Annotated in this window: 17 protein-coding genes and 2 pseudogenes; 14 read left to right on the top strand and 5 right to left on the bottom strand. The window is 42.2% G+C overall.

All coding sequences use genetic code 11. The features are described from left to right. Nucleotides 1–80 precede the first annotated feature (80 nt). Both nadB and nadA read right to left on the bottom strand, forming a co-directional pair. Entirely contained in the window at nucleotides 81–1940 is a 1860-nt protein-coding gene (gene nadB, locus JMX03_RS10660; RefSeq protein ID WP_201598053.1) for an L-aspartate oxidase, read from the bottom strand. Between the two features lies 1 nt (nucleotide 1941). Beyond that, nucleotides 1942–3081 (bottom strand): quinolinate synthase NadA, encoded by a 1140-nt coding sequence (gene nadA, locus JMX03_RS10655; RefSeq protein WP_201596691.1) that lies wholly within the window; start codon nucleotides 3079–3081, stop codon nucleotides 1942–1944. Nucleotides 3082–3568: 487 nt separating this feature from the next. On the opposite strand from nadA, the gene JMX03_RS10650 reads away from it, so the two are divergent. Both JMX03_RS10650 and JMX03_RS15035 read left to right on the top strand, forming a co-directional pair. After that, nucleotides 3569–4618, top strand: a complete 1050-nt coding sequence (locus tag JMX03_RS10650; protein WP_201596690.1) for an NUDIX hydrolase — start codon at nucleotides 3569–3571, stop codon at nucleotides 4616–4618. 324 nt (nucleotides 4619–4942) lie between these two features. Continuing rightward, the gene (locus tag JMX03_RS15035) at nucleotides 4943–5125 is read left to right on the top strand and encodes a hypothetical protein (RefSeq protein WP_265090502.1); all 183 of its coding nucleotides are present in this window, start codon (nucleotides 4943–4945) and stop codon (nucleotides 5123–5125) included. A 35-nt stretch (nucleotides 5126–5160) separates the two neighbouring features. On the opposite strand, the pseudogene JMX03_RS15180 reads toward JMX03_RS15035, so the two are convergent. Beyond that, nucleotides 5161–5259 (bottom strand): annotated as a pseudogene (locus JMX03_RS15180) (carboxylating nicotinate-nucleotide diphosphorylase); the annotation flags it as partial. On the opposite strand from JMX03_RS15180, the pseudogene nadC reads away from it, so the two are divergent. The 3 genes and pseudogenes from nadC to JMX03_RS10630 form a co-directional block, all read left to right on the top strand. Beyond that, nucleotides 5259–5822: pseudogene (gene nadC, locus JMX03_RS10640) on the top strand (carboxylating nicotinate-nucleotide diphosphorylase); the annotation flags it as partial. The pseudogenes JMX03_RS15180 and nadC sit on opposite strands and share 1 nt — an antisense overlap. A gap of 232 nt (nucleotides 5823–6054) precedes the next feature. Further along, entirely contained in the window at nucleotides 6055–6696 is a 642-nt protein-coding gene (locus JMX03_RS10635) for a MarC family protein (RefSeq protein WP_201596688.1), read from the top strand. Between the two features lie 276 nt (nucleotides 6697–6972). Next, nucleotides 6973–8355 carry an NAD(P)-binding domain-containing protein gene (locus tag JMX03_RS10630; protein ID WP_201596686.1) on the top strand — a complete coding sequence of 461 codons (1383 nt, stop codon included), beginning with the start codon at nucleotides 6973–6975 and terminating at the stop codon, nucleotides 8353–8355. A gap of 145 nt (nucleotides 8356–8500) precedes the next feature. Here JMX03_RS10630 and JMX03_RS10625 read toward each other — a convergent pair whose 3' ends face one another. Continuing rightward, entirely contained in the window at nucleotides 8501–9103 is a 603-nt protein-coding gene (locus tag JMX03_RS10625) for a LysE/ArgO family amino acid transporter (RefSeq protein ID WP_201596684.1), read from the bottom strand. A 147-nt stretch (nucleotides 9104–9250) separates the two neighbouring features. On the opposite strand from JMX03_RS10625, the gene JMX03_RS10620 reads away from it, so the two are divergent. The 3 genes from JMX03_RS10620 to JMX03_RS10610 all read left to right on the top strand — a co-directional run bounded on the left by JMX03_RS10620 (nucleotide 9251) and on the right by JMX03_RS10610 (nucleotide 11419). Next, nucleotides 9251–10021, top strand: a complete 771-nt coding sequence (locus tag JMX03_RS10620) for a hypothetical protein (protein ID WP_227695640.1) — start codon at nucleotides 9251–9253, stop codon at nucleotides 10019–10021. Nucleotides 10022–10163: 142 nt separating this feature from the next. Next, complete coding sequence (locus JMX03_RS10615; protein ID WP_201596682.1) at nucleotides 10164–10781, top strand: hypothetical protein; 618 nt, start codon at nucleotides 10164–10166, stop codon at nucleotides 10779–10781. Nucleotides 10782–10855: 74 nt separating this feature from the next. After that, nucleotides 10856–11419, top strand: a complete 564-nt coding sequence (locus tag JMX03_RS10610; protein WP_201596680.1) for a hypothetical protein — start codon at nucleotides 10856–10858, stop codon at nucleotides 11417–11419. Nucleotides 11420–11541: 122 nt separating this feature from the next. On the opposite strand, the gene rluB is transcribed toward JMX03_RS10610, so the two are convergent. Next, nucleotides 11542–12456, bottom strand: a complete 915-nt coding sequence (gene rluB / locus JMX03_RS10605) for a 23S rRNA pseudouridine(2605) synthase RluB (RefSeq protein ID WP_201596678.1) — start codon at nucleotides 12454–12456, stop codon at nucleotides 11542–11544. A gap of 620 nt (nucleotides 12457–13076) precedes the next feature. Between rluB and JMX03_RS10600 the strand changes: the two genes are divergently transcribed. From JMX03_RS10600 to JMX03_RS10575, 6 genes are all read left to right on the top strand, one after another. Then, nucleotides 13077–14195: a polysaccharide biosynthesis/export family protein gene (locus JMX03_RS10600; RefSeq protein WP_201596676.1), complete on the top strand. Its 1119-nt coding sequence runs from the start codon at nucleotides 13077–13079 to the stop codon at nucleotides 14193–14195. Nucleotides 14196–14532: 337 nt separating this feature from the next. Beyond that, nucleotides 14533–16773 (top strand): polysaccharide biosynthesis tyrosine autokinase, encoded by a 2241-nt coding sequence (locus JMX03_RS10595; RefSeq protein WP_201596674.1) that lies wholly within the window; start codon nucleotides 14533–14535, stop codon nucleotides 16771–16773. A gap of 24 nt (nucleotides 16774–16797) precedes the next feature. Beyond that, the gene (locus tag JMX03_RS10590; protein WP_201596672.1) at nucleotides 16798–18756 is read left to right on the top strand and encodes a polysaccharide biosynthesis protein; all 1959 of its coding nucleotides are present in this window, start codon (nucleotides 16798–16800) and stop codon (nucleotides 18754–18756) included. Nucleotides 18757–18812: 56 nt separating this feature from the next. Further along, the gene (gene rfbB, locus JMX03_RS10585) at nucleotides 18813–19871 is read left to right on the top strand and encodes a dTDP-glucose 4,6-dehydratase (RefSeq protein WP_201596671.1); all 1059 of its coding nucleotides are present in this window, start codon (nucleotides 18813–18815) and stop codon (nucleotides 19869–19871) included. Next, a complete protein-coding gene (gene rfbA / locus JMX03_RS10580) occupies nucleotides 19871–20749 on the top strand; it encodes a glucose-1-phosphate thymidylyltransferase RfbA (protein WP_201596670.1) in 879 nt (292 codons plus the stop codon). The genes rfbB and rfbA overlap by 1 nt, the downstream gene beginning before the upstream one ends. Further along, a complete protein-coding gene (locus JMX03_RS10575) occupies nucleotides 20746–21846 on the top strand; it encodes a DegT/DnrJ/EryC1/StrS family aminotransferase (protein ID WP_201596669.1) in 1101 nt (366 codons plus the stop codon). The genes rfbA and JMX03_RS10575 overlap by 4 nt, the downstream gene beginning before the upstream one ends. Nucleotide 21847: the final 1 nt, after the last annotated feature.

The raw sequence follows: 21847 nt of genomic DNA, 5'->3' as shown, positions 1-21847 counted from the left end.
AGGTTTTAGAGTATTAGAATGCTATAAGTTCTCGAGCTGAAAGTCTACAAAACAACCTACAAAAAGAAGGTTTTTTAAACTCAAACAGTAGCAGCCAGTTTTAGCCCGTCAGTCCTTTCAGTAGAGTTTGCGAGCTCATATCGCAAGCTCTCACTATCAAACTTAGTAGCTATCAAGGGCTCAATGACACTAATCCTTGGCTCGGTTGCTAGAGTAGGATAATCCTGTCGATAGTGACCGCCACGGCTTTCATAGCGTTGGTAAGCTGACTGCACAATGAGAGAGGCCAGCTGTAATTGCCGTGATAATTGCCAATGAGCCAAGTCGTTAAACAAAGCAGGATTGTCAGATATGTGTAGCGTATGGATACTCCCTTGCCACTGTTGTATTTGAACCAAGGCGCTTTCTAACTGCTCAGCGCTACGCACAATACCCATGTGGCTACTCATCAAGGTTTTTAATTGAGCAGTCATGTTATCAATATCGATATTAGCATTGCTATCAAAGCTACCATCAAAATTGCCATCAAGGTTTTTAGTAGTAAGGTTTTCAGCAGCAGAGACAGACTCAGAACAGAGAGGTGTTGTGAGAGAGATAGCTTGAGTGTCAAAAAGGTTGGGCGTGCTCCAAGTCTTATCAGACAAATAACGTGGCAAATGCGCAGCGATATGACGCCCAACCACCACACACTCTAATAAAGAGTTACTGGCCAAGCGGTTTGCACCATGCAGACCAGTATAAGCGACTTCACCAGCGGCATAGAGCCCTGCGATATCTGTTAAGCCATTAGCGCAAGTGACCACGCCGCCACAGCTATAGTGTGCAGTAGGAGCGACTGGAATAGGGTCGGTAGTAATATCAACACCGAGGTCTAATAGTGTCTGATAAATCTGCGGAAAATGCTCTTGTAAAAACTTGGCTGGCAAGTGGCTGACATCGAGATGCACGTAGCCCAAACCATTATTATTAATTTGCTCAGCGATGGCACGGGCGACGATGTCTCGTGGCGCTAGCTCAGCACGATCGTCTATATCGAGCATAAATCGCTTGCCCGTCAAAGGACAATATAGCCGTCCTCCTTCACCGCGCAGGGCTTCGGATATCAAAAAGCTACTGTCGTCCAGTGCTAGTCCTGTTGGATGAAATTGGATAAACTCCAAATTTGCGAGACGGCAACCTGCCTGCCACGCCATCATTACCCCATCACCAATACAGACATTTGGCGCGCTGGCACGTTTAAACAGCTGTCCTAAGCCGCCACTGGCTAATACGACTGCACGACTATGGAACGTCACTTGCCGTTGATTATGATGATCAAAAACGAGTGCTCCTTGGCATTGGCTATCACTATTGTCTTTTAATAAGCTTAGCGCCTCATGGTAGGGCAAGATGGTAATATTAGCCGCAGACTGCGCTTTTATGACCAAGGCTTGCATGATATGACGACCAGTCGCATCATCAGCGTGGGCAACCCGCCTACAGCCATGGCCGCCTTCTTTGGTTAGATGCAAATCGCTAGTATTTAATGCCATGGAGGTTGTATCTAAGGTTTGCTCAGCGGCTTTTTTAGCAGTGTGTGTTTGTGCAGTCTGAGTAAAGGGCACGCCTTGCTCGCATAGCCACTGCACAGCTTGTTGACCGGCACTGAGGATATGAGCCGTATTATCCGTTTCACATAGCCCTGCACCAGCGATGAGCGTATCAGCGATATGATCAGCGACGCAGTCATTTTTATCTAGGCTGGCTGCGATACCGCCTTGGGCGTAATGACTTGAGCAAACTTCCATTGCCGCTTTACTTAATACGGTTACGTTTAGCGATTTTGGTAATGCTAAAGCGGTCGTTAACCCTGCAAGGCCAGCACCAATGATAAGTACGTCTGTTTGCCTAGCATCATCAGCGTTATAGCTTGCTCTATCAGCTGCGCACGCCTCATTCATATTACGCCGCTCCCACATTGGCAAATAGCGCACGGTCTTTGACGATATCGCCACTGGCTTGTACGCGTTGTTTTTGTGATTCGGCAAAATCAAGCATGCGTTGTAATGGTTTTTTTGCGGCTGCTGCCAGCTCTGGGGTCATGAGTACTTCACCGCTGTGATGCATCAAGCATTGTTCAATACCTTGCAAGCCATTCATCGCCATCCACGGGCAAAACGCACAGCTCTTACAGCTGGCACTCTCACCAGCCGTCGGCGCTGCTAAGAAACGCTTATGCGGTGAGCGCTTTTGCATCTCGTGCAATATGCCAAGGTCGGTCGCTACGATAAAGGTATCGGCATCCATCTCATAAGTTGACTTCAGTAGCTTACTGGTTGAGCCGACCACATCGGCCAGTGCCACCACACTATCAGGGGATTCAGGGTGTACCAAGACTTTTGCCTGTGGGTGTTCCTCTTTTAATTGCATAAGCTCCGTTGCTTTAAACTCATTGTGCACCAAGCACGACCCTTGCCAGAGCAACATGTCGGCACCAGTCTCTTGTGCAATGTATTTACCCAAATGGCGGTCAGGCCCCCAGATAATCGGCTCGCCTTGCTCATGTAGATGACGGACGATGTCGATGCCTACTGATGAGGTCACCACCCAGTCAGCACGCGCTTTTACCGCTGCACTGGTATTGGCATAAACCACCACCGTACGTTCAGGATGGGCATCACAGAAGGCGGAAAACTCATCGGCAGGACAGCCTAAGTCTAATGAACACTCAGCTTCCAAATCTGGCATTAGTACCGTTTTTTCCATACTTAATATTTTGGCTGATTCGCCCATGAAGCGTACGCCTGCCACCACTAGAGTCTGGGCGCTATGCGCTTGACCGAACCGTGCCATCTCGAGTGAGTCACCGACACAGCCACCTGTTGCCAATGCCAAATCTTGGATAAAAGGGTCAACATAATAATGCGCGACCAATACCGCGTTATGATCTTGCAGTAGCTGCTTGATATTGGCTTCTACTGCCAGACGCTTATCGCGGGGAAGCTCGGCTGGTATCTTTGCCTTGGCATATTCAATATTGAACTGAGTGGTGCTGCTATTATCAGCGCTTAAGGTTGGTGCGTCATAAGGATAGATTTTCATTGGGGCAAGCCTCCGGTGCGATAGCAATAATAAAAGTGCGCATGTCGAGAGAGTTAAACAGAGTGAATAGAGCTGTTAAAAAATAACGTGTTTTAATTATGCTCATTTTGAGCATAAAAACAAGTATTTTTTTGAAGTTTATCATTTAGGCTGATAGAGATAGGAGGTTTTTTACTGTTATTTAGGTGCTCATATAGTCAATACTAAATAAAATCGATACATTATTAATAGTCACGTGCTACTGGTATAAATTTTACTTGCTTGCTGTGCCTACGCCGACAGAGGCTGCACAAAATTTACCCTAGCAGCACTGTATCGTTTCTAGAGTGAATCAACTATATGAGGTAATTAAGCGTTTTAATGAAAAGAGTAGTGGCTACTGTTGAGCTATTAATTGCATCCAGTTTTTACGATAAATCCTAATTCGCGCTATACTGAGTTTTGTTTTAACTATTTTGCCTATAACTAAGGATGATCATAAATAGCCATGACGTTGTCTTATTCACATGCGCATCAGCAGGGTAGTGGTACCACGGAAGTGGTGGCGGTATTGATTGCCATCACGGATCATACAGCGCGGGTTTTGACGGTAGACCAAGGCAAGCTGCTGCCCAATGGGCCACTGATGCCGTTGCATCGCTCACTACAAGCAGGTGTGCGCCAGTGGGTGGAAGAGCAAACTCGGCAACCACTTGGTTATCTTGAGCAGTTATATACCTTTGTGGATACCAGTCGCCGCAATAGCGATGGCCATGCATTGGTTTATGTTAGCTATCTCGGGTTGGTGCAAGAGGCGCAAGTGCCAGAGTTGCCAAGCCAAGCAATTTGGCGAGATTGGTACGACTACTTTCCATGGGAAAACCACCTAGAGGGTATGCCGAGTATTATTATGACCTCTATTGTGCCTGAGCTATTGGTTTGGGCAGATGCTGCGGAAGATGACGTTTTGCAGCATCGACGGCGTCAACGAATCCGCTTATGTTGGGGGTTAAGTGAAGGCGTGATAGATGCTGTCACGTTTACGCATAATAATACGCATAGTTTGTTAAAAGACTATCCAGAAATATCTGAAAATTACAATGACAGCAGTAGTGAGTGGGTTGCAGAGCATCTCCTCCTGCGCTACGAGATGCTTTATGAAGCAGGACTTATCCCTGAGGCTCCAAGTTATCAGCCTAGTAAATTGCCTGACAACTGGACTCAGATGATAGGCACACCCATGTATTATGACCATCGCCGTGTGATTGCGACAGCCATCTCCAGATTGCGTGCCAAGATAGAATATCGTCCCTTGATATTTGGCTTGATGCCAGAAGTGTTCACTTTGCTGCAGTTGCAGCAAAGCATTGAGGCGCTGTCGGGAGTAAGGCTACACAAGCAAAACTTCCGTCGGTTACTGGATTCACAAAACTTAGTGCAGCCAACAGGTGAGAGTAGCAGTGCTCAGCGTGGGCGACCTGCCAAGCTTTATCGTTTCCGTCATGACATTGAATTACAAAGCTTACTCATGGACAGTAAATTACCTAAACGGAAATAAATATCAATCATTTTTTGATTTCAGCCTTCTCTAATTTGTATATAGTTAACTCACTTTAAAATAGGTACAGTGCTGCTGGTACTAATTTTCCTTGCGTGCTGTGCCTACGCCGACAGAGGCTGCGAAAAATTAATACCAGCAGCACGTGACATAGAGCGTGCCAGTTTTATTTAGCATTAACTATAGAACTTTATTCAGCTAATAATTTTATACAATCAATATAATTGCGACTTTATGTTGCGGGCTTAGCTACTTTACGCTATATTTATGCTCATTTTGAGTTTAAATAAATACTATCAGTAATCGTCCAAACTAGGGGTGGATATGACGTTTAAAGCACAGTCAACATCAGAGCCAAAATTAGATCAAGTATTACTCAAGCCACTGGTTGAGGTGGCATTGGCAGAAGACTTAGGTAGACGCGGTGATGTGACGTCGCAAGCGACTATTCCAGCTGAGATGCAGGCGCAATTACAGATTCGGGCACGCTCAGCAGTAAGCAGATGACGGGCATTGCCCCGCACTGTCGCCAGTACACTACCCGACGCGACAGATTCTCCATCAGCCACTTGTGCCACAAACTCAATTTGCGCATCAATTAACTCAAAAGCTAAGCGCGCTAAGTCTATACCGCATATCACCCCTGCTTACTGCTGAGCGTACAGCACTGAACTTTATGACTCATCTCAGTGGCATAGCGACCGCCACCAGACAGATCGTCGATAGTGTTGCAGAGTATCCAGCGCAGATTACTTGTACACGCAAGACCATTCCAGGACTACGTACAGTACAGAAGTATGCGGTACGCTGCGGTGGTGGACGTAATCATCGTCTGGGACTCGACGATGCGATTTTGATAAAAGACAATCACATTGCGATTGCGGGTGATATCACCACTGCTATTCAACAAGCGCAAGATTTTGCAGGTCATCTGATGCCAATTGAAGTCGAGGTCGATACCTTAGCGCAATTGGAGCTGGCTTTGGATGCGGGCGCAAACTTAGTATTATTGGATAATATGGCACCCAAGCTGCTACGACAAGCGGTCATCATGTGCCAAGGACGTGCAAAGACGGAAGCTTCTGGCGGAATCACGCCTGAAAGCGTGCGAGCGGTGGCAGAAACAGGCGTTGATTTTATCGCCATGGGTTATCTGACGCACAGCACCACCGCGCTCGATATTGGCCTTGATTTTAGTGCTTAGCCTTGCAGAGGTTTGCATCAAGATAATTTATATATGGTAGCGTCTTAAGAGGACTAAATAGTGTTTTGTTGACTGGTGTTTTTATAAGATAAAATCAATCGAAGTTAATGATTTTATTAGCATATCTGCCTATGCTACAATGCCGCTATTAAACGCCTACTGGGTCATTGTTGCACGCGCACGATGACCTTATTTTTTGCTTTATTTTTACCGATGAATAAGCGAGTGCTCAGTGGATACTGAAATCATTAAAATCATCTTGGCCTTTGTGGTATTGATCAATCCATTTAGTGCCTTGACGCTATTTTTAGACTTGACGCGCGGCTACTCGATGGTTAATCGACGCAAAGTTGCCCGCGTTGCCTGTTTGACTATTTTTATTACGATCAGTTTTTTTACGGTAGTAGGCGAAGTACTGCTAAAGGCACTTGGTATCTCTATAGGCTCGTTCCAGCTGGCAGGTGGGATTTTAGTATTCTTAATTGCCCTTAATATGATGAATGGTGAGGGTAATCCAGCCAAGCCTGACCAAGAAAACTTCGATGTCGAATTTGACAGGTATGCCCCTCCAAGCACCGCTTCAGCGGTAGTACCACTGGCTATTCCTATGATGATTGGTCCTGGTGGTATCTCAACGGTCATTATCTACTCTTCGCAAGTCTCGGGCATATTGCGTGTTTCTGCGGTTATTATTGCAGGCTTATTGATCAGTCTTTTTTGTTACTTAGCGCTGATGGCAGCAGGACGTATCAGCCGTTTGCTTGGTGATACAGGGCTAAACATTATGAGCCGAATCATGGGTATGTTGTTGGCTGCTGTTTCTATTGAGATTATTGTTAGCGGCTTGCGTACTTTGTTTCCTGGTTTGGTATAGCCATTAAAAGCTTTATCGCTCTCTTTTTTACTATGTTCTATTCTCCATCCATACACACTCCCTCTGAATCAGTGGCAGGCAATAAAACTAACAGGCCTGTCGTTTCTAAATATTAAGCTTCTCAAATCATCACTACTCAGCGCCACATTCAAATAGCCTTAACAACTATCTTTGCAGCGTCTAATCGCCTATAGATAACCAAGAACCACCGCGTTTAAAAGTCATTAATAAAATTATGTTATAATGGGCTTCCATTAATTTTAGCAGGAGTTAATCTTGAGTAAGAAAAGAATTGCTATTTTAGGTGCAGGTCCAAGTGGTCTGGCGCAATTACGTGCTTTTGAAGCAGCTCGTTTAGCCGGTGCTAAAGACTTACCGGAAATAGTTTGTTATGAAAAACAAAATGCTATCGGTGGTATGTGGAACTATAGCTGGCGCACAGGTCTAGATAGAAATGGTGAGCCTGTCCACGGTAGTATGTATCGTTATTTATGGTCAAATGGCCCTAAAGAATGTTTAGAGTTCGCAGATTATTCGTTCGATGAACATTTTGGTGAACCTATCCCATCATACCCACCACGTGAAGTCCTAAAAGACTACATCATGGGTCGTATCGATAAGCAAGATATTCAAAAATACATCCGCTTTGAGTGCCCAGTACGTTGGGTATCATTTGATGATGAGACGCAAAAATTCACCGTTACGGTGATGAATCATAAAAGCGGTGAGCAAGAAGTTGAAGAGTTTGATTATGTCGTGGTTGCGACAGGCCATTTCTCCACGCCAAACATGCCATACTTTGAAGGTTTAGAAGCGTTCCCAGGTCGTATTCTACATGCTCATGACTTCCGTGATGCACTAGAGTTTAAAGACGAAGATATCTTACTTATCGGTAGCAGTTATTCTGCCGAAGACATAGGCACGCAGTGCTACAAGTACGGTACCAAATCAGTGACGATCAGCTACCGCACACAAGCGCTTGGCTACGACTGGCCTGATGGTATTAAAGAAGTACCACTAGTGACTCACTTTGAAGATGATGTGGCACATTTTGCTGACGGTACTAGCCAAAGCTTTGATGCCATCATTATGTGTACGGGTTACTTGTTCCACTTCCCATTCATGCCTGATGAGCTACGCTTGCAGACGCACAACTGCTTGTATCCAGCCAACTTGTATAAAGGTATTTTCTGGCAGCCGAATCCAAAACTGATTTATTTGGGCATGCAAGATCAGTACTTCACCTTTAATATGTTTGATGCGCAAGCATGGTATGCCCGCGATGTAATCATGGGCGATATTGAATTGCCGGATCTAGCCACTCGTGAAAAAGACGAGCAAGAATGGTTGGCAACCTATGCTAAGTGCGTCACAGTCAGCGATTCAATTGATTTTCAAGCTGCTTATATCCGTGATTTAACGAATGCAACGGATTATCCAGAGTTCGCGGTAGAAGAACAGGGCGAGATCTTGAAGGAATGGCAAAAAGACAAAGCCGAGAACATCATGACCTTTAGAGAAAAGGCCTATCGTTCTACTTTGACTGGGACCTTATCTCCTGAGCTTCCAGAGCCGTGGCTAGATATCCTTGATGACTCGCTAGAGCACTTTTTGAACTTAACCTTCGTTAAGCCTAAGAAGCGCAAAAAAACATCATAAACCGAAACAAGCTGTTTCATAGTTGCTTTTGCTAATAGTAAGATTATTAGTAGCTAAATTAAAGGTAATATTAAAGGCAACAACATAGACTGTCCAAACCAAACATGCTCAATGAGTGTGTTTGGTTTTTTTGTTTCTTTTTTATTTAACTTTGATATAAGTGCCAAGCCAAATAAAACATCAGAATACCTATCAATGCATCAAGTATGTTCCGAGCTTTAGGCTTTGCAAATAATGGTTTTAATAGCCTTGCGCCATAGCCAAGTGCAAAGAAGAAAAAGAATGAAGCGCTCACCGCACCAGTTGCGAATGCCAGTTTGCTGCTTGCTCCTGTTGAAACCATCCCCACTAGCACCAATGTATCTAGATAGACATGAGGATTGAGCCAAGTAAAGCCAAAACACAATAACAGTGCTTTTTTTAAGCTGGTTACAGTTTGTCCATCAACAGTCAGAGCATGAGATAAACGCACACTAGCATATAGGCTCTGTAATCCGTAACCGAGCAAGAATACTATGCCCGCGAACTTAGCAACATTGATAACTTGTGGGTATTGAGCGGTCACTGCACCAAAACCAGCGACGCCAGCAGTGATCAAAAACGCATCGCTGAGCGCACAGAACAGACAAATAAAGAATATATGTTCGCGTCTCAGACCTTGTTTGAGCACAAATGCGTTTTGTGAACCAATTGCGATAATGAGAGACAGCCCAAGCAAGAAGCCAGAAATATAATCGGGAGCATTCATAATATTGTGCTTACAGTGTTGTAGAGAGAGTATGGTGACATTTTGCTTACTGGCAGACAGATAAAAAGCTGTTAAGATACGCTATTGAATGAATGTACGCAATACCAGCACGATACCGAAAGCAACGGATGAGGAGTAGAGTAGGTCATGGTCGTAAGTTTGACAAGAATGCTACAGTCATTTGGGCAAGCTCATGATGATCTGCCAACGCAAGCTGCAAAGAGCGCTCAGCAAGCGGCTGTCAGCTGTGACACAGAAGGTGCTGATAACAGTAATTCCGATAACAGCGATTCCAACAGCAATTTGGAGAGTCATAAAGGTTCTGTACTGACACCTCCTGCGCGTGCTGATCGTATCTGTGACGCTTTGGCGCGGGTTAATGATATACACTCACCAACGCCGCTGACTGATCGATATCTATCCAATCGCGCGCAGTTGCGCCCGACCAATCGCCCTCCTTTTGACCCTGATACTTTATGGTATCTCAAACATGGACGCTGTCCGATTATGACTGAACTTGTTGATGTGGTCGACGAGGCCACCCTAAATGCCATGCCCATCGAAGCGGTGGCTATTCTTGACCGGATTAATGGCAAACTGAAACGCTACCGTGACTGGAGCGGTGAGCTAAACGAGCAGCAGCAACAACAGCACAATGAGCGCCAGTTTGTCATTGATAAGTTGGTGTCAGAGAGCATTCCAGAAGCGCTACATCATTACGAGCAGCTACAGCGCTTTAGTCCGCATCGCACTAAGAACAACATGGCACAAGGCAATATGACTGCAGGCGATATGCTTACCGATCTGTTTTTGGAGATTGATTATGAATTGGACGAATTGCTCGATGAATTACATCAAACGGTCATGAACAAACTTGCTTCGACACATCGTTATGTTAAGAGCCGTACCAAAAGCTAGTTTCTGCTCTAAATCATTGTGATTAAATACAGACGGCTCAATACATAACAATATAAGGCTTTCATAGAGCCTTATTTTTTTGTTTAATATTAACAATGCAATCAATAATAATAATAAATCTATCAAACATGAGGATGAGATAATGACCCAAGCAACGGCTATGTTAGTGATGTTTATTTTATATGGGGTACTACCAGCAGCAGGGTTATATCTGGGCTATCGTGGTGTCAAAAAACTCACTGCACCCAAAATGCTTGCCTATGAAGCCATGCCGCAACTGGGTTATATTCCTGAAAAAAGCTTACCTGCTGAAGTCAAAACAGCGCTTACTCAGATTAACCAAAAAGGCGAAAAGCTACGAGTAATTTATGGTGATACCAATAATGATGGCAAGATAGACGATACTGATACCGTCAGTGAAACCTATATCATGATTCAAAACTTGATGGATAAGCATATTCCACAAGCAGTGGCTGACTATCGTCGTCTGCATGATTTAGATGGTGCACGTGCCGACAATACCAAAATTAAACACTCCGATGTCACTGGTAAAGAAGCTTTGCTTGAGGTGCTTAGAACCATTAACACCCAGTTCGATGATTTACTGGATGCTTCTTATCATCAAGACGGGCAAAAACTGCTGGTTACCAAGCGATATTTGCAGCAGCGCTTTGATAACCCTGCGTCTGAGGTGCAAATACTAGAGACTACCCGTATTGATACCAGTGATAGACCAATGGCTGATGAAAACAAGCCTTAGAGTTTCATTGTAGCCTTAGAGGTTAATGGTAGTCAGTAGGGAAGAGATGGATAGTGGATAAGGAATAACTGGATATGAGTATCATACTGGGTATTGGCGTAGCGGCTACTACCATTACCGCCATTTATTTAGGCAGAAAGGGCTGGCATGCTTTCCATAAAGCGGTTGGCATCACCCCAGGTGTGCTCATCTATCAAGATTCTAGTGCACCATTAACTTTGTCTAAATTGAGTTGGCAGCAGCTGAGTTTACATAAGAGTCATCTTAAGGTACTAACAGACAGGCAGCTACGCCAATTACAAAGTATCGATGAAAAGGTAGCGATTTACCAAAATTATCAGCAGAATTTAAAACAACAAAATAAAACCCCAATTATCAGTGAAGAGCATTTTATTCTACATAAGCTTATTTATACGCGCTTGCCTGAAATACTGGACAGCCATTATCGTTTAATGAGTACAGGCACAGGCACTAACCAGCAAACGACTCATAATGACAAACAAATCGAGGCTGCTGAGGTGTTGCAACAAGCATTGGATAGTATTGAGGGACGTTTAGATGGTTTTATCAGGCAAATAGACACTCAAAACTTGCAAGATCTACGAGTTATGAAGCGTTATATAGACAGCCAGTCATGATAAAAGTAGATTAAATTACTATCAACGGTTCAAAATATGAATCAAAAAAGCTGCCAGTGAATTCACTGGCAGCTTTTTTAATACAAATATGAAACGGATAGCAGTTTTAGAATAAGTGCATTTTAACGCTTATTGTTGCGATCACGAGTATTGCGTGAACCACGACTGGCTGGGCTTGCGCTACTCTTAGGCTTGGCACTATTACTACGACTATCCGTACGACGCGCTTTTAGTGGCTTGTTTTTGATGCGCTCTTGCTTTTCTTTGGCGGCACCATGTAAACCAGTACCATGACGTGGACGCAGACTGACCAAATCAGTTAGGGTATTGATGTCTTTTTTGTCCAGCTCCAAGAAACGACCAGTACGCAGTTCTTTCGGTAGTGCAATACTGCCATAACGCGTACGTAGTAGACGGCTTACCTTAAGGCCTTGCGACTCAAATAAGCGGCGCACTTCACGATTACGACCTTCTTTGAGTTTGACGTGATACCATTTATTGACGCCTTCGCCGCCGCCGTCTTTTATATCTTCAAACTGTGCCATACCATCTTCTAGCATGACACCCGCAGTCAGATTGCGAGCGATATCAGAGGTCACTTCACCCAGCACACGTACAGCATACTCACGAGTAATCTCATTGGACGGATGCATCAAGCGATGTGCCATTTCACCATCATTGGTAAATAATAATAGTCCCGAGGAGTTGATGTCCAAACGCCCCACCATCACCCAGCGGTCATGCGTCAGCTTTGGCAAGCGCTCAAACACGGTTGGACGACCTTCAGGATCATTAGCAGAGCAGATCTCACCTTCAGGCTTATAGTAAGCCAATACTCGGCGGCGCTTCTCGTTTTCCGCAGTATATTTAATCAAGCGACCATCGACGCGAATCTCATCGCCTTGGCTCACGCGATCACCAATCGTAGCAGGGCCACTATTGACTGAGACACGGCCAGACTTAATGACTTCTTCCATCTGACGGCGTGAGCCTAAACCCATACGGGCAAGGGCTTTTTGTAGTTTTTCATCTTTCATAAGGATTACCTTGAATCGGTTGGTTTACATTTCGCAATGTAAGAAATTTGGACTGTATATTCTACGCTATTTTACGATGTTTAGCGCGAAAATCAGCACTTTTTCTTCTACGTAATAACACTAGAGTTACATTGTGATTGGTTGTCTCAACAAGAAAACAAAAGTCCATCTATTTTTTTCGAATAACAATGAGAAACTTCATGTTGCATATCATTTCTAATTAGCTAATTCAGAATTTTGAGTTTAATAAAGTAGAGATATAGCCAGTTTTTTTGTATCCAAAAGTTTGATTATGTTTCGCTAATATATACGTTAAAAAGAAGGTTTTTTATTTTTTTATATCATTTTATACCGTTTAAACTTAAATAAGCACCATTTACCCTATAAAACTACTCTAAACTACCTGTCTTTTGTTTGCTTTTGTTTTAATAAAATAGATAGGTGGACTGGCAAGCTCTTGTTTATAAAGATATTATGTAGAGGTTGGTTTTTACTGTCTACAAAAGTTCTTAATATTGCGGTACGTTTGTTTTGCGTGTATATTTGGTGAGTGTTAATTCGCTTTTATGAATGTAGGGTATACTAACCTGCTTTTTTGAACGTTAACTTGAGAGACTATTATGGTCTATAGATATTTTTTTTCTACATATAAGTCCGCTAGGTTATTGAGCGTTTCATGCTTGTTATCTATAGGATTACTCTCTGGCTGTGCCATTAACTCTGGATTTCAGACGGGAAGTTTACCTCCCACTGGGTATTTTACGGCAGACAACGGCTTAGAGTTTAATATTCAACCGTTAAGCCTAGCTACTCTACCACCACCCCAGGTCACTGCACCTGACAACGATGTATATCAACTTGTCAAGACTTCAAGTAGGGCTGAATATCGCATTTCTGAAGGCGATATTTTGGGTATTAATCTTATAGGCTATCCAGAAATAACCCCTCCTACAGCTAGTGAGAGTAATAACCCGTATGAATCTGGATTTCCTGTGGACCAACAAGGATTTATCCAGTTTCCATTAATTGGCCGTATTCAAGCCAGCGGTTTAAGTGTGCCGCAGTTTACAGCCAATCTACGAGCTCGATTACAACGCTACTTAAAACACTCTGACCCTCAAGTCAAAGTAATCAATTACCGTGGTAATAAGTTCTTTATTGATGGAGAGGTCAGACAGCCAGGGGAGTTTGCTATTGCAGACACACCTGTTTCGTTATTGAGTGCTATTTCTAGAGCAGGTGGAGCAACGCCTACAGGCGACTCAGATAACATAGTGTTTAGCCGAAACGGTAAGGAGTATTCACTAGGGTTACAGTCACTGCAACAATTTGGTATATCAGCTAACCAAATTTATTTACAAGATGGTGACTCTATTCATGTAAATAGTCAAAGTCGTAAAAAAGTCTATGTGTTGGGTGAGCTTGGCAGAGTGGCGCCCGTGCCGATACCAGAGCAAGGACTTAATTTAGCTCATGTATTAGGAGAGACGGGTGGACTGGATGCTACCACTGCTAATGCAGCCAAAGTTTATATTGTTAGAGACAATCCTCAGTCTGTGCTGACGAATATCTACTACATTGATATGCAGACGGTAACGAACTTTGCTTTAGCTAATCGCTTTGAGATGCATCCTAACGATATCGTTTATGTCGATCCAACAGGACTGGCTCGTTGGAACCGTATTATTAGCTTGCTATTGCCGTCTACTACTACTATCAGTTTATTATCAGATCTATAGGTTATTAAGTTGTTTATTAATATCTTAATAATGCGTGTTTTGAGGATTACTGTAGCTCTATCGCAGGTTTCGTTGAACGGCTCAACCCTTGAGTCTTGGTGCTGTCTTTGAGTTGCAGTAAAGCTTTATAAGCTGGTTATGTATAAGTCTTATCTAATATATAGCAGCGAATAAAGCTATAAAAAGTTATAAAAAGCAAAAGTTATTAAACGGGTCATGAAATTGGTATGTGTAAGGTGTCTTCATACCAAGATGATCATTCAGTTTTTAAGGCAGCGGAAGATACTGTTTTGAAGGCCTTTATTAATAAGATGATAAATTTGAGTAGCAGGTATTTATGAGCAAATATAAAGACAGACAGAATGTATCAGAAACTGCGGCCGATAAAGACAGTAACGATATAAGTTTATTAACGTTAGCGTTAATGCTGTTGCGTGGCTGGAAAACCATCGTTCTGCTAGCTGCATTAGGCCTGATATTAGCATTGCTATATATCCGCTATGTTTCACCTACCTACGAAGCAGATGCTCTCATCCAAATTGAAGAGGAAAACTCTCAAGGGGTGTCGGCACTTGCTAGTATCTCCCAGCCTACTGGAACCATTCAACCGACATTGACGCAAGCTCAAACAGAGTCAGAGTTGATAAAGTCGCGAATGGTCTTAGAGCCAGTCATAGAGTTGCTACACTTAACTATTCAGCTATCTGATCCTGAAGTCGGTCATTTGGATAGATTACTAAATGATCGAATCAATACTCAAATCAACACAGTGGATGGTGTCTCACTAAAAACTGAGGATGGTTCGGCTCAGATTATTAATTTTGATGCGCCGTTAGCATATTTGGGTAAGAAGTTTACTTTAGTGAGAACCAAAACAGGCTTTGAGCTTGGCTATGAAGACAAAAAAGATAGCAGTAACGATTTGAGTTTTAAAGGACGCCTAAATCAGCTAAATAGTTTTGCCACACCCGATGGTAATATCGAAATTATGGTGGCTGACTTACCTGCTGAGAACCACCCGATAGAAATAACCAGACACATATTTAAGAATACCACTGATAGTATCAGTAAAGCTTTGTCAGTTGCTGAGGTAGGTAGATTAACCGGGATTATTGAAGTTTCTTTAAAAGGCGCTGATCAAGAGCAAGTTAGCCTAATATTAAGCGAGATTGTTAAGTCTTACTTAGACCAAAACCAATCTCGTGGCTCTGAAGAGATAACCAAAACCCTGCAGTTTATGGAAACGCAGATTCCTGAACTTAGGGCAAAACTTGAGACCTCTGAGGCTGCATATAATGAGTTCCGTGAACAATCTGGCACCATTGATGTCGCAAAAGAAGCTGAGCTTTTAGTCACTGAAAACTATCAGATTGATGCTCAGCTCAACGAGCTAAAACTACAAAAAGCAGAGCTTACTACTTATTACACTGAAGAGCACCCGCTTGTTATTCAGATTAATGATCAGCTTAGAACCTTAAATGCTAGGAAGAATGAAATAGCCCAAAATGTTGAGCGCTTGCCTGAAGTACAAAGAGAGTTTTTGAAGTTGGCAGAAGATGCCAATATTAATAAAGAGATATATCTGACTCTGCTTAGGAACTATGAACAAATGAAAATTGTCGAAGCTGGTCAGATTGGTTTTGCACGTGTCATTGACTTTCCTAGTAGCAACTTTAGACCTATTGCTCCAAGAAAGTTAGTGATATTACTGCTAGGTATAGTGCTTGGTGGCATGTTGGGTACGATGTTAGTGCTGCTTAAAGGTCTATTGAGAAATGTTATCAGAGACCCTAAAAGCATTGAAGCAAAAATGGGAGTTCCGGTCATTGCTACTATTCCAAGATCCAAGTCATTAAAAGGATTGAGTAATAGCAAGCGCAGTACGAGTCCCTTATTGTCGTACGCCGACCATAATAGTTTAAGTTATGAAGCCATCAAGGGTCTTAGAACATTCTTGATGTTAGGGCTCTCTCAAGGCGCTGCTGAGCAGCGTGGCCAAGTGATTGTATTGACCTCTGAAAGTCCAGAAGTAGGCAAGTCTTTCATTGGTGCCAATTTAGCAGAAGTTTTTGCGCAGTTAGATAAGAAAATACTTATTATCGATGCTGATATGCACTTAGGAAGCTTGCACAAGACTTTCAATGTAGAGCAGCCTACAGGCCTTGCTGATTATTTTTCACCAGAGAGCCCGACAATCGCTAATATTACTCACCCTACTAGCATAGATAACCTTGATCTGATTCCTCGTGGAGAGCAGGTATCTAATCCGTCTTCGCTGCTTGCCAGTGAGAGATTTGGTGAGCTGATGACTGAGCTAAAGGATCACTATGATTATATTATCGTTAATACGCCTCCTGTATTAGCTACTACAGATGCTGTCATTCTGTCGCTGCACGCAGACCAGGTGTTGATGGTAACTAAGCACAATGATTCACTAGAAGGGCAGTTGGCTTATGCCATTGAACAGATGGAAAAAGCCAATATTGAGATCGATGGTATTGTACTAAATGATGTTCAGCAAGGAATGCTTGACAAAAATAGCTATAACTATGCCTATACGTATGGCCATAGTAAGTAGTAATAACTTGATAAGTTGAAGTTTATGTCTATGAAGCAAAAGCCTAAGAGCACTTATTCTGTAACTAGCAACGCTGATGACAGTTGGTATCAGCGTAACGCTAGACGTTTGCTGTCTCTACCACGAGGGGTTAAACGTAGTATCCTAATTAGTGCAGACTTCTTGATGTCAGTAGTGTGCTTGTTTTTTGCATTATCCTTAAGATACGGCTATATCGATAACCACATCAGCTTATTTGCTCTATGTATTTTTGCCTTACCTCCTGTAATTGGCCTGTACTATATTGGGTTTTATAAAGGTCTATCAAGAATATTCTCTGATACAGCAATGCGTAAAGTATTGCAGATGTTTGTTGTTCTTATCATTGTTTATGAAGTCATCTATTCATTCGACTCCTTAGCGTATATTCCACGTTCAGTACCTATTCTATATTTGTTTTTCTTTTATATATGGTTATGGGGTATTCGCTTAAGTATCAGAGAGATATTAGAGCTTAGCAAAGGTAATTACAGAAACCGTCATGGAAATATCCGTGAAAATGTCATTATCTACGGTGTAGGTTCAGCTGGCAGAGAATTGTTTGAAGGTCTAGAGCGCTCTGATAAGTACCGTGTCGTGGCTTTCATCGATGATAATCTGGAAGTTGCAGGTGGTTACTTATTTGGTAAAAAAATATATGCTGCTAATGAAGTCTTGGGAATCATAAATAAGAGAAACATTGCACAGATATTTTTGGCATTACCATCTGTAAGTCGCGATCGTCGCCGTCAGATCATTAATGATTTTTCAGAGGTACCTGTAAAGATTAAGCAGCTACCAAGCCTGCATGAAATCGCTGATGGAAAAGTCACAGTGAGTCATATGCGTCGAGTCAACATCCTTGACGTATTAGATCGTCAAACTGTTGAAGCTGATGATATGTTGTTAAGTAAAAATATCACAAGTAAAAATATCCTTGTTACTGGCGCTGGTGGATCTATTGGAGGTGAGCTGTGTCGTCAAATCATTAAAAATAAGCCTCAGTGTTTGATACTTTATGAGCTTTCTGAATACGCTCTGTATGCCATTCATCAAGAGTTAACGATACAACAAACAAATAACCCGGCTTATGAAGACATTAAAATTGTAGCGATGATTGGTAATGTCACTAATGAAGATAAGCTGCTGAAAGTATTCGAAGAATATCGCGTGAACACGGTATATCATGCAGCCGCTTACAAACATGTGCCTATCGTAGAAAGTAATCCATTTGAGGGTGTTATTAATAATTCTAAAGGCACTTATCACTGTGCTTATGCAGCCATGCAGGCTGAGGTAGAGACATTTGTACTCGTCTCTACTGATAAAGCAGTTAGACCTACAAATGTAATGGGAGCTTCCAAACGTTTAGCTGAGCTGGTATGTCAAGGGCTCAGCCAAATGAACAGTAAGACCTGTTTCAGTATGGTGCGTTTCGGTAATGTGTTGGGTTCGTCTGGTTCTGTTATTCCCTTGTTTACTAAGCAAATCGAGAAAGGTGGCCCTATCACTGTTACTCACCCAGAGGTAACACGTTATTTTATGACCATCCCTGAAGCAGCAAGTCTAGTTATTCAAGCTGGCGCAATGGCGAAAGGTGGTGAAGTGTTTGTGCTTGATATGGGTGAGTCAGTCAAGATTGTAGATTTAGCCAAACGTATGATTTTTCTAACAGGGTACAAGCTAAAAGACAAAACCAATCCTGAAGGTGATATTGAAATTATTTTTACTGGGCTTAGACCAGGTGAAAAGCTTTACGAAGAGCTTATTATTGGTGATGGTAATGTTGAGACCACCTATCATCCTTTGATTAGACAAGCAATCGAAGATAGTTTTCCATTAATGGATATCGAAAATATGCTGTCGCAGCTGATACACAGAGCGCAGCCACATGATGTTGAATGGCTTAAGCAGGAACTTGCTTACTTTGTAGAGGGATATAACGCAGGTTCTATGACTACCTAAGTTCATTACCCGAAACAGATTTTTTAGCCAAAAACCAAAGGTTCAATGGAATTGTTATGAGAATACTAATTACTGGTGGTGCAGGTTTTATCGGTTCTGCTGTGATTCGCCATATTATTAAACATACCGATGATGAAGTCTTAAATATCGACAAACTGACCTACGCTGGCAATTTAGAGTCACTTAAAGAAATCGAAGATAGCAGTAGGTATCAGTTTAAGAGGGTCGATATTTGCGATGCAGAGGATTTAGAGTCAGCTTTTGAGAGTTTTAAACCAAATCTAGTGATGCATTTGGCAGCAGAATCGCATGTGGACCGTTCTATTGATGGACCTGCAGAGTTTATTAACACAAATATCGTTGGTACTTATACATTGTTAGAAGTTGCACGTAAGTATTGGCAAGGTCTGAATGCTGAGGAGAAATCTGCATTTAGATTTCATCATATTTCTACAGATGAAGTATATGGCGATTTGGCAGGAACGACAGACTTATTTACAGAGTCCACACCTTATGCCCCTAGTTCCCCTTACTCGGCCTCTAAAGCAAGTTCTGATCATTTAGTGCGAGCATGGCATCGTACCTATGATTTTCCAGTTTTGATTACGAATTGTTCTAATAATTATGGGCCCTATCATTTTCCTGAAAAACTGATTCCTCTCGTTATTTTAAATGCATTAGATGGTAAGGAATTACCGATTTATGGTAAAGGAGATCAGATTCGTGACTGGCTGTATGTAGAAGATCATGCCCGTGCGCTATATAAAGTTGTCACCGAAGGAGTGGTAGGTGAAACCTATAATATTGGTGGTCATAACGAAAAACAGAATATCGAAGTGGTCAGATCTATTTGTAAAATTTTAGATGACCTTAAGCCTCAAACAGATAATGTCTCTTATGAATCGTTAATTGCTTTTGTAAAAGACCGCCCAGGACATGACTTACGTTATGCGATTGACGCTAGAAAAATTGAAAGTGAGTTAGGGTGGACACCAGAAGAGACTTTTGAGACTGGTATTCGCAAAACAGTTAAGTGGTATTTGAATAATTTAGAATGGTGCCGCCGAGTGCAGGATGGCAGCTATCAACGCGAAAGATTAGGAGTAAGTGAATAATGGACACTAAAGGTATTATTTTAGCAGGTGGTTCAGGGACGCGGTTATACCCAATCACTAAAGGCGTGTCTAAGCAAATGCTTCCTATCTATGATAAGCCTATGGTTTATTATCCTTTATCTGTGCTTATGCTAGCAGGTATTCGTGATGTGCTGATTATTAGCACGCCAGAAGACATAGAAGGCTTTCAACGTTTGCTTGGAGACGGTAGTGATTTCGGTATCAATCTCAGTTATGCCACTCAGCCAAGTCCAGATGGCTTGGCTCAGGCCTTTATTATTGGTGAAGAGTTCATTGGCGATAGTAATGTCTGCTTGGTCTTAGGTGACAATATTTTTTATGGGCTAGGGTTTACAACCATGTTGCGAAAAGCAGTTAATCGCGCAACAGGGGCAACCGTTTTTGGTTATCAAGTAAAAGACCCTGAGCGCTTTGGTGTGGTAGAGTTCAACGAAGAGCTACGTGCAGTCTCACTAGAAGAAAAGCCTAAAAAGCCTAAGTCTAATTTCGCAGTCACAGGTTTATATTTTTATGACAATGATGTCATCGAAATTGCCAAGCAAGTAAAGCCCTCAGAACGAGGTGAAGTGGAAATCACTACAGTCAACCAGATGTATCTTGAACGTGGTGACTTAAATGTAGAGCTGTTAGGTCGTGGGTTTGCCTGGTTAGATACGGGGACGCATGAAAGCTTGCTAGAAGCGGCACATTTTGTAGAAACCATTGAAAAACGACAAGGCTATAAAGTGGCGTGTTTAGAAGAAATTGCTCTAAATAATGGCTGGTTAAGCAAACAACAAGTACTAGAGATTGGCAATAGCATGAGTAAGAATGGCTATGGTCAGTATTTAATCTCATTGGCAGAGGGTGAGTTATGAATAAGCCCATTTATGTTACTCAGTCTGTGCTACCAGACCTCAAAGATTTCATCCCTTATTTAGAACAAATTTGGGAGAATAAAATATTGACCAACGGTGGTCCACTGCATCAACAGTTAGAAAAAGAGCTATGTGAGTACCTTGGCGTTGATTATATTTCATTATTCAATAACGGTACGATCGCTCTGATTACAGCTCTACAAGCATTAGGTTTAAAAGAAGGGGAGGTTATCACTACTCCTTATACTTTCATTGCGACTGCTCATGCTATCGTTTGGAACAACCTGACCCCTGTTTTTGTAGATATTGATCCTGTCACATCAAATATTGATCCACAAGCAGTAGAAAAAGCTGTCACGGAAAATACTGTCGCTATTTTACCGGTACATTGCTATGGCATTCCATGCGAAGTAGATGCATTACAAACTATTGCAGATAAGCATAATCTGAAGCTTATCTATGATGCTGCGCATGCATTTGGTGCGAAATACAAAGGACAGAGCCTATTAAGTTATGGTGATTTAAGCATGGTTAGCTTTCATGCAACCAAAGTCTTCAATACCTTTGAAGGTGGTGCTATCGTTTGCCATAGTGCTGAAATGAAACAGCATATCGACCAGCTAAAAAACTTCGGTATCGTTAATGAAACGACGGTGAATGATGTATCAATGAACGGTAAGCTGAGTGAAGTACATGCTGCTTTAGGTTTACTGCAGTTAAAGACCATTGATCAAACCTTACAAGCTCGTCAAAAAGTTGATAGCCATTATCGTGAGCTGTTAGCGGATATAGAGGGTATAACTTGTATCCAGCGACTCAATTTAGATAAAGACAACTACTCATATTTTCCAGTCATAATATCCTCCTCTTTTTCTCTGAGCCGTGATGAGCTCTTTGAGAAATTGAAACAACATAATATTTATGCTCGTAAATACTTTTATCCTCTCATGACTGAATTTAGTGTTTATGAGCAGTACCGATCTGATACACCAAATGCAAAGTTACTCTCTGAACAGGTACTGTGTTTGCCTATGTATCCAAATTTGAGTACTGATAATATTGAAAAAATTGTAAAAATTATTAAAGAAGGTGCTTAAT

The sequence above is a fragment of the Psychrobacter fulvigenes genome, assembly GCF_904846155.1.
In the GTDB taxonomy this organism is placed as follows: domain Bacteria; phylum Pseudomonadota; class Gammaproteobacteria; order Pseudomonadales; family Moraxellaceae; genus Psychrobacter; species Psychrobacter fulvigenes.
This window is presented reverse-complemented; position numbering and strand designations above follow the sequence as displayed.